At 68.8% G+C, this 14,376-nt stretch carries 15 protein-coding genes and 4 pseudogenes; 11 read left to right on the top strand and 8 right to left on the bottom strand.

Annotated elements, in window-relative coordinates:
• Positions 1-427: 427 nt before the first annotated feature.
• A complete protein-coding gene (locus LN251_RS29300) occupies positions 428-1,183 on the top strand; it encodes a class I SAM-dependent methyltransferase (protein WP_458248184.1) in 756 nt (251 codons plus the stop codon).
• Between the two features lie 83 nt (positions 1,184-1,266).
• On the opposite strand, the gene LN251_RS29295 is transcribed toward LN251_RS29300, so the two are convergent.
• Complete coding sequence (locus LN251_RS29295; protein ID WP_458247187.1) at positions 1,267-1,482, bottom strand: hypothetical protein; 216 nt, start codon at positions 1,480-1,482, stop codon at positions 1,267-1,269.
• A 39-nt stretch (positions 1,483-1,521) separates the two neighbouring features.
• On the opposite strand from LN251_RS29295, the gene LN251_RS29290 reads away from it, so the two are divergent.
• From LN251_RS29290 to LN251_RS29265, 6 genes and pseudogenes are all read left to right on the top strand, one after another.
• The gene (locus tag LN251_RS29290; protein ID WP_458247186.1) at positions 1,522-1,713 is read left to right on the top strand and encodes a hypothetical protein; all 192 of its coding nucleotides are present in this window, start codon (positions 1,522-1,524) and stop codon (positions 1,711-1,713) included.
• A 293-nt stretch (positions 1,714-2,006) separates the two neighbouring features.
• Positions 2,007-2,951, top strand: a pseudogene (locus LN251_RS29285) (IS481 family transposase); the annotation flags it as partial.
• A gap of 6 nt (positions 2,952-2,957) precedes the next feature.
• Positions 2,958-3,545 carry a PAS domain-containing protein gene (locus LN251_RS29280; RefSeq protein ID WP_458248183.1) on the top strand — a complete coding sequence of 196 codons (588 nt, stop codon included), beginning with the start codon at positions 2,958-2,960 and terminating at the stop codon, positions 3,543-3,545.
• Between the two features lies 1 nt (position 3,546).
• Positions 3,547-3,726, top strand: a pseudogene (locus tag LN251_RS29275) (histidine kinase); the annotation flags it as partial.
• Positions 3,727-3,766: 40 nt separating this feature from the next.
• The gene (locus LN251_RS29270; RefSeq protein WP_458248182.1) at positions 3,767-4,234 is read left to right on the top strand and encodes a GAF domain-containing protein; all 468 of its coding nucleotides are present in this window, start codon (positions 3,767-3,769) and stop codon (positions 4,232-4,234) included.
• A gap of 57 nt (positions 4,235-4,291) precedes the next feature.
• Entirely contained in the window at positions 4,292-4,681 is a 390-nt protein-coding gene (locus LN251_RS29265) for a hypothetical protein (protein WP_458247185.1), read from the top strand.
• 89 nt (positions 4,682-4,770) lie between these two features.
• Here LN251_RS29265 and LN251_RS29260 read toward each other — a convergent pair whose 3' ends face one another.
• Positions 4,771-5,346 carry an IS630 family transposase gene (locus LN251_RS29260; protein ID WP_458247184.1) on the bottom strand — a complete coding sequence of 192 codons (576 nt, stop codon included), beginning with the start codon at positions 5,344-5,346 and terminating at the stop codon, positions 4,771-4,773.
• Between the two features lie 76 nt (positions 5,347-5,422).
• Positions 5,423-5,770: pseudogene (locus LN251_RS29255) on the bottom strand (helix-turn-helix domain-containing protein); the annotation flags it as partial.
• Positions 5,771-5,953: 183 nt separating this feature from the next.
• Between LN251_RS29255 and LN251_RS29250 the strand changes: the two are divergent.
• Positions 5,954-6,696, top strand: a pseudogene (locus tag LN251_RS29250) (IS5 family transposase); the annotation flags it as partial.
• 154 nt (positions 6,697-6,850) lie between these two features.
• On the opposite strand, the gene LN251_RS29245 reads toward LN251_RS29250, so the two are convergent.
• The 5 genes from LN251_RS29245 to LN251_RS29225 all read right to left on the bottom strand — a co-directional run bounded on the left by LN251_RS29245 (position 6,851) and on the right by LN251_RS29225 (position 11,788).
• Positions 6,851-7,216, bottom strand: coding sequence for a gas vesicle structural protein GvpA (locus LN251_RS29245; RefSeq protein WP_458247183.1), 366 nt, complete (start codon positions 7,214-7,216; stop codon positions 6,851-6,853).
• A 186-nt stretch (positions 7,217-7,402) separates the two neighbouring features.
• A complete protein-coding gene (locus LN251_RS29240; RefSeq protein ID WP_458247182.1) occupies positions 7,403-8,014 on the bottom strand; it encodes a dihydrofolate reductase family protein in 612 nt (203 codons plus the stop codon).
• 74 nt (positions 8,015-8,088) lie between these two features.
• On the bottom strand, positions 8,089-8,931 hold the full coding sequence (locus LN251_RS29235) for a helix-turn-helix domain-containing protein (protein WP_458247181.1): 843 nt from the start codon (positions 8,929-8,931) through the stop codon (positions 8,089-8,091).
• Positions 8,932-9,054: 123 nt separating this feature from the next.
• The gene (locus LN251_RS29230) at positions 9,055-10,347 is read right to left on the bottom strand and encodes a cytochrome P450 (RefSeq protein ID WP_458247180.1); all 1,293 of its coding nucleotides are present in this window, start codon (positions 10,345-10,347) and stop codon (positions 9,055-9,057) included.
• 85 nt (positions 10,348-10,432) lie between these two features.
• Positions 10,433-11,788, bottom strand: coding sequence for a glutamine synthetase family protein (locus LN251_RS29225; protein ID WP_458247179.1), 1,356 nt, complete (start codon positions 11,786-11,788; stop codon positions 10,433-10,435).
• 348 nt (positions 11,789-12,136) lie between these two features.
• On the opposite strand from LN251_RS29225, the gene LN251_RS29220 reads away from it, so the two are divergent.
• The 3 genes from LN251_RS29220 to LN251_RS29210 are packed head-to-tail and all read left to right on the top strand — an operon-like array spanning position 12,137 to position 14,374.
• Positions 12,137-12,325, top strand: a complete 189-nt coding sequence (locus LN251_RS29220; RefSeq protein WP_142148151.1) for a ferredoxin — start codon at positions 12,137-12,139, stop codon at positions 12,323-12,325.
• Positions 12,326-12,328: 3 nt separating this feature from the next.
• Positions 12,329-13,537, top strand: a complete 1,209-nt coding sequence (locus tag LN251_RS29215; protein WP_458247178.1) for an NAD(P)/FAD-dependent oxidoreductase — start codon at positions 12,329-12,331, stop codon at positions 13,535-13,537.
• A 30-nt stretch (positions 13,538-13,567) separates the two neighbouring features.
• Positions 13,568-14,374, top strand: a complete 807-nt coding sequence (locus tag LN251_RS29210) for an acetoacetate decarboxylase family protein (protein ID WP_458247177.1) — start codon at positions 13,568-13,570, stop codon at positions 14,372-14,374.
• The last annotated feature ends 2 nt before the right edge of the window (positions 14,375-14,376 follow it).

The raw sequence follows: 14,376 nt of genomic DNA, 5'->3' as shown, positions 1-14,376 counted from the left end.
AACGGCTCGATGCCGTAGTGGGACCGAAATGCGGTCCACCCGTCGGTCTCGACCCGGCGCCGCGTGCAGCCGAGCACCGACGCGACCGCGGCCTTCAGGTTGGCATACCGGATCTTGCCGACCGGCACACCGCCCAGCACCAGCGTGCTCGTGGCCCTCGAAGAACGCCTCCTGACCGTCCGAGGCGAACACCCGGTGCACCGCCTTCCCGGAGAACGACAGCCGCAGGCAGAACAAACGGCACTTCACCAGCTCGGCCCGCAAACGGACCGCGACCTCGCCGAAGGCGCTCCCGCAGGACGCGCAGGGCGCCCAGGGCCATGAGGTCAGACGCGACGAACCCTTGCGAAAACCATTGGTGCCCGGCTTGCTCCGCTGATGGACTGACGACCTACCGTGAGTCTGCCGCGTGACGGAGGTGGTGGTGGTGACGGGTTATGACGTGCTTGCCGAGGTGTACGAATGGCTCATCTCGGATGCAAAGTTGCCTCCAGCCGAGTTCGCTGCGTCGTTCGACGACGTCCTCGATCTCCTGCCGTCGAACGCTCACGTCCTCGACTGTTCGTGCGGAACCGGGCAGTTGGCGGTGGGCCTCGCTGGTCGTGGCATGCAGGTTGTCGCAACTGACGCCAGCGAGGCGATGGTTCGTCGGACTGCAGAGTTGTCTGAACAGTTCGGGGCATCCGTCCGGGCCGTACGGGCGAACTGGGAAGCGTTGCCCGACCATTTCCAGGACGACACCTTCGACATGGTGTTCTGCGTCGGCAACTCGCTTCACCATGCCACGGGCGCGACTGGCAGGGGTGCTGCTCTGGAGTCGATGTCACGGCTTCTGCGCCCCGGCGGACGCTTGGTACTCACATCCCGCACTTGGGAACTCGTGAGGGCCAGAGGTTCCCGGCTGGAGATCAGTGACCGACTCGTCCGCCGGAACGGTCGCGATGCGGTCGTGGTCTACCGCTGGGAGATCGCGCCGCATTGGGAGGAGGAGCACCACATCGAGATCGCGATCGCGCAAGTTGATGCGACCGGGGTGGTTCTTGTCCGCTCGGAACTGCTGTCCTCCTGGCCCTACCGGTACGAGGAACTCGAAGTCGAGTTGCACCGGGTCGGACTCCGGACGGAACTGAGCACCTTCGATCTTGAGGCCGAGAACTACATGGTGGTCGCGAGCAAGGTATGAACACCGGCACTCTCAGCCCCTGGCCGGACCGCGCGGTTGCTCGCGGGACCCTTGCGCCCTCTCACCGGTGCGGGTTCAAGTGGTCAGGCAGCGCCTCGGACGAGGAGTGCTCGTCGATCAGACGGCGGTAGATCCGGGGTGACGGTGTGGCGCTGTTTCCTGGTCGCATCCAGATCAATGAGCAGGATCTCGTCGATCAGCGGCGTGAAGGGATCCTGCTTCGACGGCCGCGCCGAGCGGTTGTCGTGCGTGGCTGCGGCCAAGCCGAGGTCAAGGCCTTGTTGACCGTCGTCCTCCATCACCCCGGCGTGACCTCGGCGATCATGGGGCCACGCACGATGGAGCAGTCAGAGGCGTTCCTGCCCGCCGCCGACGTCATGCTCCCGGCGGAGGTCCTCGACCGCATCGACGAGATCGTCGCCCCCGGGGTGACGATCAACCCGGCCGACAACAGTTACGGCGACTTCGTACTCCGCACCGAGCAGCGCCGACGCCGAAGACGAGCGCCAGCGGACGCCTTGTGGTCCTGAGGCACTGGCCTCGGGTGACGCTCGTCGGCATGACGCCAGTGGTGGGGGAGCGGGGGAGACCCGACCGCGTCGTCCGGTTCTGGCTCCGTGATGGTCCCGTCCCTAGACTGGGTCAATTGCACCGACGCACGGTTAGTCGCTGGGAGAGCTGATGGACAGGGCGGAAATCGACTTCAGCATGATCTAGATGTACTCGGCCGTCAGGTTGGTGACACGTAGCTGTCGGTAGTTGATCAAGGGGGGACCTCCGGGCGTAGTGGAGGTAGCCGTCTTCACTCACCTCGGAGGTCCTGGTGGCCCACGCTAATGCCCGGCTGACCTTTCACGGCAGATGTCTGCTGGTGCGTCGCGTCGTGCTCGACGGGCGTCCGGTCGCTCACGTCGCGAAGGAACTCGGCGTATCCCGCCAGTGCGCCCACCGCTGGGTGAACCGCTACCGCGCCGAGGGCTGGTCCGCACTGCACGACCGCAGCAGCAGCCCGCACCGCCGTCCCACCCGCACGCCTGCACCCGTCGAACGCCGCGTGCTCAAGGCCCGCCGCGCCCTGCGACGCGGACCGGACGTCCTGGCCGAGCACACCGGCGTTCCCGCCCGGACGGTCAGTCGGATCCTGCGCCGCCACCAGATGTCGCCGCTCGCCGCCTGCGACCCGCTGACCGGTCAGGTCATCCGTGCCACCAGAGCCAGCGGCCGACGCTACGAACATTCCCGGCCCGGCGACATGATCCATGTGGACGTCAAGAAACTCGGCAAGATCCCCGCCGGCGGCGGCCATCGCGCTCATGGCAGAGGCGAACGGCCCGGATCGCTTCGAGGCCTGGGCTACGACTACGTTCACGCGGCCGTCGACGATCACTCCCGCCTCGCCTACGCCGAGATCCTTCCCGACGAGAAGGGCGCAACCTGCGCGGGCTTCCTCACCCGCGCGGCCGAGTTCTTCCACGCCCACGGCATCACCCGTATCGAGCGGGTCATGACCGACAACGCCAAGAACTACCGGCTCTCGCACGACTTCCAGGCCGCCTGCCAAGCACTCGGCGCACGGCAGAAGTTCACCCGCCCGCACTGCCCGTGGACCAACGGAAAGGTCGAGCGGTTCAACCGCACCCTGCAAACCGAATGGGCCTACCGGAAGGTCTTCACCAGCAACGCTCAACGCACCCGAGCACTCGCACCCTGGCTCGACTTCTACAACACTGGCCGCCGACACACCGCGCTCGGCGGCCAGCCACCGATCAGAGCGGTGTTCGGCGCAGTCCCCAGTCCGTGCCTGGTGCTGACCACGGATCTCGAGATCGTCGACGCGAACCAGGCGTATCTGGAAGCCACCGGCCGTCCCTTCGAGGATCTGGCCGGTCGATTCCTGTTCGACGCGTTCCCCGACAACCCCGAGGACCCTCATGCGGACGGGACGCGGAACCTGAGTGCCTCCTTGAACCGAGTCCTGGCCACGGGGGCCCCGGACACGATGGCCGTGCAGAAGTACGACATCCCGGTGGCCGGACAGCCCGGAGTGTTCGAGGAACGGTACTGGAGCCCCGTCAACGTCCCCGTCCTGGACGCCGAGGGCAAGGTCGTGCTGCTGCTGCACCGGGTGGAAGAGATCACCGCGTTCATCCGTGCCCGCGGCGGAACCGACGTCGCGAGCCGTGCCGAGGAGATGGAGGCGGAGCTCTTCGCGCGCCCAGGAGCTGCAGCGGCTCAACGAGGAGCTGCGGGCCGCGCACGCCGAACAGGGCCGCCTGCACGAGCAGGCCGAGCAGCGGCATGCCTGGGAGCGGGCGCACGCCGAGATCACGACAGCCCTGCTGCAGGGGCGAGAGCCGGATGAGGTGCTGCGGCTGGTCGCGGAGCGGGCCCGGGAGGTCGCGCGGGCGGACATCGCCGCACTCGCGCTGCCGGGTCCCGGTACATCGATGCTCGTGGTGCGCGAGCCGGCCGGGCCGCACACGACGGGCCTCGCCGGCCTGCAGCTGCCTGTGGACAGCTCGCTGTGCGGCCAGGTCTACCGTGAGGGAGCCCCCCTGATCAGCGACAGCATGGCCACCCCCCCTGCCCGGCGGCGCTCCGTCCAATACCGGCGCGGGCCGGCTCGGGCCGGTCATGATCGCCCCGCTGGCGGAAGGGCAGCACACCACAGGGGTTCTCTTCGTGGCGCGTACTCAAGGCAAGCCGGCCTTCGATCAGCACGAGCTGGACATGCTGACACTGTTCGCCGGCCAGGCCGCTCTTGCCCTGCAAGTGGCCGCTCAGCGAGCCCACTTGGAAGCCATGCACCAGATGGAGGACCGGGAGCGCATCGCCACCGCCCTGCGTGATCGCACGATCAAAGAGGTCTTCGCCATCACCATGACACTCAACAGCCTCGCCACGGCGCTTCGGGCCGATCACCAGACGGCCGTGATGGACGTGACCGTACGCCTGGACAAAGTCATCCGCGACATCCGGACCGCGGTCTTCAGCGCAGCCCCCGACGCCGGCCTTGGCGAGGCATCTCCCGGCTCGGGGGACAGTGAGTGATCCATACCGCCCTTTCGTTGCCGCGGTCGGCACACGATGTCGCGAGGGCTGTTCGGCTTGTCTGTAAGTGACCATCTGGTGGGGCGACGGCTGCAGCGGATCGTCGCATCCTGGCACCGGTACGCGGGGGCGCGATCCATCCCGCTGGACGTGTGGCTGATCGACGGCGACGCAGTCACGACGCGCTTGACGACCGGTTCGGACTGGTGTCTGATCGTGGAGCGAGCAACCCCCTACGAGGGTTACGACATGGGGGCAGGGGGCTGCGTCGAGGTGGCGTCGGCCGAGGACGAAACGCCGTTCGCCGCTCACCTGGGGGAGACGATCGTGGCGGTACGGGAAGAAGGAGATGCTGTCACAGGGCGTATGGCGTTGGACATCACCTTCACCTCGGGGTGCGTCCGGTGCGAGAGCTGGGCCGGTGAACTACGGCTGTCCGTGTGCTGACCCGTGCATTGCCATCGCTGGGATCCGTGTGAGGCTAGCGCGGTGCCTGACGTGATCGCGGCGTCCCAGCTTTCCTACTGAGTTTTTCGTTAGTTCTGTGGGGGCTGGGCGTGGAGGGTGAGGCCGGTGTGTGTGAGGAAGGACCATGGGAGTTGTTCGCTGGAGCAGACGCGTTGGATGCCGCGTTCGGCTGCGTCAGCGACATCGGCGAGGTGGTCGCCGGCGAGGTTGGCCAGTTCGCAGGTCTTGATGGCCGACCACAGCAGTTCGACGGGGTTGAGTTCGGGCGCGCAGGCCGGCAGCCGCTCGAGCGTCAGCCAGTCCTGCTCGGCCGCCCAGGCCCGCATGCCCCGACTCCAGTGGGCGGAGAGTCCATCCCATACCAACACCACCGCCTCCCCGGCGTAGAAGGCCTTGATCTGCTCCAGCACGTCGATCAGGGACGCGGTGTCGTAGGTGCCCGGCTCGAGGTGGAAGCACAGCCGCGGGCCCCGCTCGCAGTCGGCGGCGTGGTAGCCCAGTGCGGCGGCCATCCCGGCTCGTTTCCAGTTCAGTCGGTGCCGCAGAAGCGGAGTGCGGCCGCGCGGCGCGTAGGTGCGGCGCACCTGAGGCAGCAGCGATATACCCGATTCGTCGAAGAACACGATCCAGGCACGTTTCTTCACCGCCCCTTTTTGATGCGTGGCCATTCCTGAGCGACCCATCGGGCGATCTCGGACTCGTCCCGCTCGACCGCCTGGGCCGCTGCAGGCTCCACCCCAGCCGCCCGGTCAGCAGGCGCCATACCGAGGCCCGGGCCAACTTCACCCCGGTCACCCGCTCCACCACCACGCCGGCCCGTTCCAACGTCCACAGGTCCGCCTCGAACCCGTGCGCCTGAGCGCGTTGCTCCAACGCGGCCCGAACGGCCTCGACTTGGGCATCATCCAGCTTGGGCGGCCGCCCGGTGGCCGGGCGCCGCCGCAGTGCCTGAGCACCGCCCTGCTCCCATAACCGTTTCCAGCGGCGCACGCTCTCGGCATGCATCCTCACCATCCGTGCAACCTCGGACGTGGAACGCCCCTGCTCAAACAACTCCACCGCCCGCATGCGACGGGTCTCGGCCAACTGGGGCCGTGTCAGGGGCGGAACAGACACACCGGAAACCACGGCCTGCGACTCGAAAGACACACCAACAGCCTCACACCGTTAGGGCCACTGCACCCACAGAACTAACGAAAAACTCAGTAAGACACCATTTCAGTTGGTGTGATCTTGCGGCAGTCTGGGGTGATGACTGCTGCGCTTGTCGAGCGGATGGCGCCGGAAGAGCTGTGGACGTTGTTCCGGCGGGTGGTGCCGCCGGCACCGGTTCGTCCGCAGGGCGGAGGTCACCGCCGACGCGGGGACCGTGAGGTGTTGGCGGCGATCATCTTCGTGGCCACTTCGGGCTGCACCTGGAACCAACTCCCCCCAGGCTTCGGGCTGTCGGGGGTCACTGCCTTCCGGCGGTTCACCGAGTGGACCGAGGCCAGGGTGTGGGCCAAACTTCACCGCTTGGTCCTGGACGAACTCGGCGCCCGGGGCGGGCTGGACTGGTCGCGGTGTGCGATCGACTCCGTGAGCGTCCGGGCCCTCAAAGTCAAAGGGGGCAGCTGACGGGACCGAATCCGACCGACCGCGGCAAGAAGGGATCGAAAATCCACCTCATCGTCGACCGCCAGGGCCTGCCCCTGTCTGTTGGTATCTCCGCCGCCAACCTCCATGACAGCCAGGCCCTCATCCCGCTGATCCGCGGCATTCCGCCCATCCGTTCCCGCCGCGGCCCGCGACGTCGTCGGCCCGGCAAACTGCATGGCGACAAGGGCTACGACTACCGCCACCTGCGGCAATGGCTCGCTTCCCGCGGCATCGGGCACCGCCTGGCTCGAAAGGGCATCGAGTCATCCCGACGCCTGGGCCGGCACCGCTGGGTCGTGGAGCGGACAGTGTCCTGGCTGTCCGGGTGCCGACGCCTTCACCGTCGCTACGAGCGCTAGCCGGAACACTTCCTCGCCTTCACCGCCATCGCCGCGGCCCTCATATGTCACCGCAGACTCGCCAAGTGAAATGACGTCTAAGGAGCCCCGTCCACCGGTCCGGCCCGCCCGGCATGTCGTAGATCATCGCGGGGCAGGCGGGCCAGTGCTGTTACTTCTGGCGTCCTTCCTCGCGGGCCTGGTGGAAGGCGTCTGCGATGGTTTCGGCGGCTCCGGAGAGGGCGCCTTTGGTCTTGCCGCGGGCGCCGGATTCGGTGAGCTTTTCGGGGAGTTCGGTCAGGCCGGCGGGTTTGCGTGGTCCCGATTCCAGGTCGAGGCGGTTGCAGGCTTCGGCGAAGCGCAGGTACGTGTCGACGCTGGCGACGACGACGCGGACGTCGATCTTGAGTATCTCGATGCCGACGAGGGAGACGCGGATGAACGCGTCGATCACCAGTCCCCGGTCGAGGATGAGTTCCAGTACGTCGTAGAGGCCGCTGGAGCCTCCTCCGCCGCCCTGCTGTGTTGCCACGGTCATCACGACCCACCTCTCGCCCTGCGCGGGATGTGCGCCCGCGCACCGGTCTCCGATACGGGAGCCTGTCCGCAGCTGTGTCGACGTTCCGGAGCCGCGGGCAGGAGTCGGATGTCGTGTTGCCTCTCCCCGCAAGATCAAACACGCGTACGAACGGCGGCCTGGGGTGATTCCGGTCGTTGTGGATCTCTATCGGCGGACCGTGAACTTCAGGTGCAGCACGCGCTCGCCTTGGATGACCACGTGAGGGTCGTCCAGGAGACGCTGCTCGTAGATGCCGCCGAAGTAGCGCCTGCCGGAGCCGAAGATCACCGGCACCACGTCCATGGCGACTTCGTCGACGAGTCCGGCTGCCAGCATCTGCGCGCCCACGTCGCCGGCGTTCACGGCGACGGTCCGGGCTCCGGCGAGCCGCTGGGCCGTGTCGATCGCGGCCGTGATGCCGTCTACGAAGTGATAGGAGGCCTCGGGGTGCCAGCCTGCCGGTTTGGGCCGGTGGGAGACGACGACCACGTGATCGCCCGCGGGGGGCTTGCCCTCCCAGCCGTTGACCTGGTCGAACAGGGTGCGGCCCATCACGATGGTGCCGATCGACTGCCACATCGACCGGACGTACTCCGCCGAGGCGGGGGAGACCTTGATGCGGCTTGCGGCCGCTGAGTGGTCGGCAGGTTCGTCACCGCCGACGGTGATGGGGACGTCTCCGCTGAAGTACCACTCGTGAAGGGGCCCGACGTCGCCGTTGTCGTCGGCGATGAAGCCGTCCACCGACACCACGCTGTGCATGATCACCGTGCCCACGGGTCCTCCCGGAGGTCTGTGTGCGTGCTCGGGTCGATCCTTTCCCGGTGGGAGGTGCGCGGGCATGTAAGAAATCAATCAGCGGGCATCGGGCCCCGCTCGTGCGGGCCTTCCGGCTCGGCGGCCAACCGGCGCCTGAGGGCCAGGTACTGCGTGGGGGTGTGGCCGGTGAACTCCTTGAACTCCTTGCTGAAGTGGGCGTGGTCGAAGTAGCCGGCCATGGGTGCGAGCTGCGACCAGTCGACCGGGTGCAGGGCGTCCACGGACAGGATCAGCCGTGCGAAGCGGTAGATCCTGGCCATCCGCTTCGGGGTGACACCGACGTGCGTCTTGAAGAGGTGGGCCAGGTGGTCGCCGCTCACCCCGGCTGTTTCGGCCAGTGTGCCGACCGAAATCGTGCCGTGGGAGGCCTGGAGACGGTTGCCGGTGTGCACGACCAGGCCGAGGCCGCGGGCCGGTGCCTGGGCGAGTCGCGACCGCAGCTCATCCTCCAGCACCTGCAGGAGGCCGGAGGGCGACGCGGCGTCGCCGAGCCGGTTTCGCATCCGGTCCACTGAGCGTTGCCAGACGGCGTCGACCGGCGCCCATCGGTTGCACAGCTCGCCCGTCGGTACGTCGATGAACGGCGGCATACCCCAGGGCTTGAAGTGCACCCCGACCAGCCGTACCCGGGAGGGGTACTCGAAGAGGAAGCGCCGGGTCCACACGCCCATGAACCATCCGTCGGTGAACACCGCCGGCGGCACCGAAGGATCGCTGTCCCACAGGCGGACGGGCCCGTCCAGGTGAAGGAACAGGTGGGCCGATGGCATCGGCGGGACATTCATCAGCCGGTGGTGCGGCTCCCCGGTGAGGCAGTAGATGTCGTCGATGAACCGGTCCAGCGGCGCCGCGGGTACCCGGCCGACGTATTCCATGACTCCAGTGTGGCGGGGTGCGCCGCAGGAGCAAGGGCGGCAAGGTGCTGGTTCGGGGTCCTTCGCCAAGTCGATCAGGGGCGGTCCGCGATGGGAGACCGCCCCTGCCTGGGACCGCCTGTCTCAGGCGAGTGTCACCTCTACCGGCAGCTCCTTGATGCCGTTGACGAAGTTGGAGCGCACGCGCGGGACGTCGCCGACGAGGCGGATGTCGGCGAGGCGCGGGATCAGCTCTTCGAACATGATGCGGATCTCGGTGCGGGCCAGCAGGTTGCCCAGGCACAGGTGCGGGCTGCCCTTGCCGAAGGTGACGTGGTCGTTGTCCTGCCGGGTGACGTCGAAGTCGTAGGGGTTGCCGAAGACGTCCTCGTCTCGGTTGCCGGAGGCGAACCACATGACGACCTTGTCGCCCTCCTTGATGCGCTTGCCACCGAGTTCGACGTCCCGGGTCGCGGTGCGGCGGAAGTGGTAGACGGGGGAGGCCCAGCGCAGGAACTCCTCGACGGCCACCGGGATGAGGGACGGGTCGTCCTTGAGGCGGGCGAGCTGCTCGGGGTGCTGCAGGAGGGCGAGCATGGAGTGGGTGATGGTGTGCCGGGTGGTCTCGTTTCCGGCGACCACCAGGAGCAGGAAGTAGTTGTCGAAGTCCTGCGGGGAGAGCGGCACTCCGTCGCGGGGGGTCTCGTTGACCAGCCGGGAGATCAGGTCCGTGCCGCTGCCCCCGCGCCGCTGCCGGGCCAGTTCGCGTCCGTAGGCGAAGACCTCGAGGGACGCGGGGGAGCGGAAGGGCAGGTCGCGGTACTGCTCGCTCTCCGCGCTGTGCAGCAGGACGTCGGCGTAGTCGGGGTCGGTGTTGCCGATGATCCGGTTGCCCCAGTCGATGAGCTGCTGGTTGTCCTCCGGGGGCACGTCCAGCAGGCGGGCCAGGACGTTGATGGGGAAGTCGGCGGACACCTCCTTGACGAAGTCGAAGGTGCCCTTGGTGAGCGCCGCGTCGAGGGTGGTGGCCGTCAGGCCGCGCAGGAAGTCGGCGTAGCTGTTGATGACGCTCGCGCCGAACTGCCGCTGGAGCAGGCTGCGCAGGGCGCGGTGACGGATTCCGTCCAGTTCGAGGATGGAGGCGCGCTTCTTGATCTGGTCGTCGTCCACCTCTTCGAGGTTGACGAACTTCATGGAGGTGAAGGTCTCAGCGTCGCGGTCGACACGGGCGATGTCGGCGTGCCGGGTCACGGCCCAGAACCCGGAGTTGGGGGCCTCCTCGGGCTGCCAGTGGACGGGGTCCTGGTGGCGGAGAGTGTGGAACATCCGCCAAGGGGTGACACCGTCGGTGAAGTTGTCGAGGTCCGCGAGGTCGACGTCGGCCAGCGGCAGCGGCTCGCGCGCGGCGTCGGCCTGGCGCGGGGTGGTGGTCGTCATGCGGTGGGTCTCCTCAGCAGGTCGTAAATGAGCACGTCGTAAATCAGCACGTCGTAAATCAGCACGTCGTCAAGGGGTGGCGGCGTCACAGGTGGTAGGCGTACTCGGTGAACTCCCAGTCGGTGACGTGCCGTTGGAAGCGCGCGACCTCGTCACGCTTGTACGCGAGGTAGGAAGTGGTGAAGTCCTTGCCGAGCACCTCGGTCAGTGCCGTGTCCGCTTCCAGGGCGTCGAGGGCGGCGGGCAAGGACATCGGCAGGGCGGGCGACTTCGTGGTGTCGTAGCCGTAGCCCTGCAGTGGGGCGGGAGGTTCCTCGCCGGTCAGGGCGCCCAGCAGGGCGGCCGCGACGGTGCCCGCGATGAGCAGGTAGGGGTTGGCGCTCGCGTCGCCCAGGCGCAGTTCGAGGCGGGAGCCGGAACCGCGCTCGGGCGGGATGCGGACCATGGCGCTGCGGTTGTCCAGGCCCCAGTCGATCAGCCAGGGGGCCAAGGTGTCGGGGCCGAAGCGCTTGTAGGAGTTGATCGTCGGGTTGGCGAGCGCGGCCAGCGCCGGGGCGTGGGCCAGGACGCCGGCTATCGCGTGGCGTCCGGTGGCGGACAGGCCGTAGGGGGCGGAGGGGTCGGCGAAGGCGTTGGTGCCGTGCTCGTCCACGCAGGAGAGGTGGAGGTGGAAGCCTGATCCGCCCGCACCGTTGAAGGGCTTGGCCATGAAGGTGGCGAGGCGGCCCTCCTTGCGGGCGAGTTCCTTGACCGCCGCCTTGAAGCGGAAGGCGTGGTCCGCGGCTGTCATGGCGTCGGAGTGGGTCAGGTTGATCTCGAACTGGGCGCCGTCGAACTCGTGGTTTCCGCTGGTGACGCCGATGTTCATGTCGCGCAGCAGGCGCAGGGTGCGCAGCAGGTGGTTGTCGTCGTCGGCGCGCAGGCCCGCGGTGTAGACGACACCCTCGGCGTCGCTGTACCTGCGCCATCCCGTCGGTGTGTCCGCGGCCGCGTCGCACAGGAAGTACTCCAGCTCGGGGCCGACGACGGGACGCAGGCCGTGCTCGGCACACCGGTCGAGGACGGTGCCCAGCAGGTCCCGTGGTGACTCCGGTGCCGGTCGCCCGGTGGCCGGGTCGGTGACGTCGCCGAGGCAGGTGGCGACGCCGGGTTCCCACGGCAGGGCGGTGAGCGTGTCGAGGTCGGGGCGTACGCAGATGTCGGGCAGGCCCGCGTCGAGTCCGCCGGAGACGGGGACGACGTCGCCCTGAGGGCTGGTGTGGTAGACGGCGCGGCAGAAGGCGAGGCCGTGGTCGCAGGCCGAGGGCAGGTGGTCCAGCAGGACGTCCCGGGCCCGTTCGGTGCCGATGAGGTCGGGATAGGTCACCCGGACCACGTCGATGCCCTCGGCTGCCAGGCGTTCCATGTGCCGGCGGACGGGCGGGATGTCGGATGCGCTCACCGGTGTCTCCTCGGGGAAGGGGGCGCCTCCCAGGGCTCTGGGCGCTGGGGGAGAAAGGGGAGGGTGAGGGCGGCTGCATGCTGCGGGAAGGCAGGAGGCCGCTCTGTTTGGTGCCAAACGGTAGGGAGGTTCGTCACCTCACCGCAAGGGTGTCGTCGCAAAAATTTATCCACCTGGATAGCTATTGACCAGAGGTCCAGGGCTTCCTATGTTGTTTGAAGCCAAACGAGTTGGGGTGTGGCGCATCCGCACCCTTTGGCCGGGGCCCGGCCCCCCAGCGGTCCGGGCCCCTACTTCCCTCTCTTGCTTCCCTCCCCGACGCCCCCCTCAGTACCAGGAGGACCGGCCATGAAGGTCGTCGTCGACATGAACAAGTGCCAGGACCACGGCCAGTGCGTCTTCGCAGCCCCCGACGTCTTCCGCTTCGATGACGACGGCCGCCTGGCCTACGTGCCCGACCCCGACGACGCGCTGCGCGACGAGGTCGAAGAAGCCGCCGACGTCTGTCCGCTGCAGGCCATCCGGATCGAGGACTGAGCCGTGAGCGCACCCGTCGTCGTGGCCGGGGCCTCCATGGCCGGCCTGCGCGCCGCCGAGCAACTGCGCGCCGCCGGCTGGACCGGACCGATCACCCTGGTCGGGGACGAGCCGCACATGCCCTACAACCGGCCGCCGCTGTCCAAGGAGGTCCTGGCGGGCAGGGCGTCCTTCGAGTCGCTCGCCTTCCGGCCCCGGGCCGCCGTCGCCGACGTCGTGTGGCGGCTGGGCACCAAGGCCGTCCGCGCCGACCTCGACCGGCGGACCGTCGAACTGGACGACGGTGAGGCGCTGCATTACGGCGGCCTCGTCGTCGCCACCGGCATGCGCCCCCGGCGGCTGCGCTGCCCCGGACCCGCCGTCGGCCGGCACACGGTGCGGACCCTGGCCGACGCCCGGGAGCTGCGCGAGGCCTTGACCCGGCCTGGCGCCCGCGTGGCCGTGGTCGGGGCGGGCTTCATCGGCTGCGAGGTCGCCGCCACCGCCGTCGCCCTGGGCGCCGCCGAAGTCACCGTGGCCGACCCGCTGCCGCTGCCGATGGTCGGCCCGCTCGGCGAACTGCTCGCCACGGCGCTGCGCGACCGCCATGAGCAGCGCGGCGTCCGCTTCGCCCTCGGCACCGGCGTGACCGGCTTCGAGGGCGACGACCGGGTCACCGGAGTGGTCCTGGCCGACGGCGCCGTGCTCGCCGCCGACGTCGTCGTCGAGTCCGTCGGCTCCCTCGCCAACACCGAGTGGCTCGACGGCAACGGCCTCGACCTGACCGACGGCGTCCTCACCGACGAGCACCTGCGGGTCGGCGGCCGCCCCGACGTGGTCGCCGTCGGTGACATCGCCCGTTTCCCCAACGCCCGCTACGACGGCGTACCGCGCCGCGTCGAGCACTGGTCGATCCCCACGGACACGGCCAAGCACGCCGCCCGGCTCCTCGCCGCCCACCTCAACGGCACCGACGCCGCCCTCGCTCCGTTCGCGCCGCTGCCCACGTTCTGGAGCGACCAGCACGACTTCCGGCTCCAGTCCTTCGGCGCACCCGCTCTGGGCAAGGAGGACGTACGCGTCCTGGAGGGCGACCTCGACGGGGACGTTCTGGTCGGCTACCACGCCGCCGGCCGGCTCGTCGGTGTCGTCGCCCTAGGCGGTCAGGCCGCGGCGGCCGCCGCCGCCCGCCACCGCGCCGAACTGCTCAAGCAGCCCGCCCTCACCGCGTGACGCTCCGCGCAAAACCCGTAAGGAATCCCAGTGACCCGTGTCCGTGGATACTTCCACCCCAAGACCGCGACGGGTGCCTCGTCGCTGATCCCCGCACCGCCGTGGCGCTACTCCGGCGACCTGCTCACCATCGAGTACCGCACCGACCCGGCCCGCGTACGCGAGCTGCTGCCCGAGCCGCTCCAGCTCGCCGACGAGGACCCCGGCGCGGTCGCGCTGATCTGGGCCGACTGGCAGTCCTGCTCCGCCTCGGGCGACGAACTGCTGGACCCGGTGCTCGCCCAGTACAAGGAGGCCTTCGCGGTCGTCCGCTGCCGGTACAAGGGACAGACGTACACCCGCTGCGTCCACATCTGGGTCGACAAGGACTTCGCCATCGCCCGCGGACTGCACCAGGGCTACCCGAAGAAGCTCGGCTCCATCCACCAGACCCGTCCGCACCCCTACGGTCCCGCCCCGCGCATCGAGGCCGGCGCCCGCTTCGGAGCGACCCTCGCCGCCGCCGACCGGCGGCTGGCCCAAGCCGTCGTCACCCTGCGCGAACCGTCCGAGACCAACGGCTTCGTCAACGGCCACCCCATGGCCCACCACCGCTGGCTGCCCTCCATCGAAAAGGGCAAGGGCCTCGCCCTCGACGAGCTCATCGAGTCCGGCGCCGCCTCCTTCGAGGGCGGACAGCCCTGGGTGGGCGATGCCGAACTGGAGCTGTTCGAGGCACCCACGGAGGAGCTGGCCCGGCTGGAGATCCGCGAGCCGATCGCCGCCTACTACCGCCAGGTCGGCGTGGTCTGGGACGGCGGACGCCTGCTGGAGTCCGGCACCTCCGGCGCCGAGTGAAC

Source organism: Streptomyces sp. MAI_2237, assembly GCF_054189285.1.
Note: the sequence above shows the minus strand (reverse complement) of the source record. Positions and strands in the feature narration are given on the sequence as shown.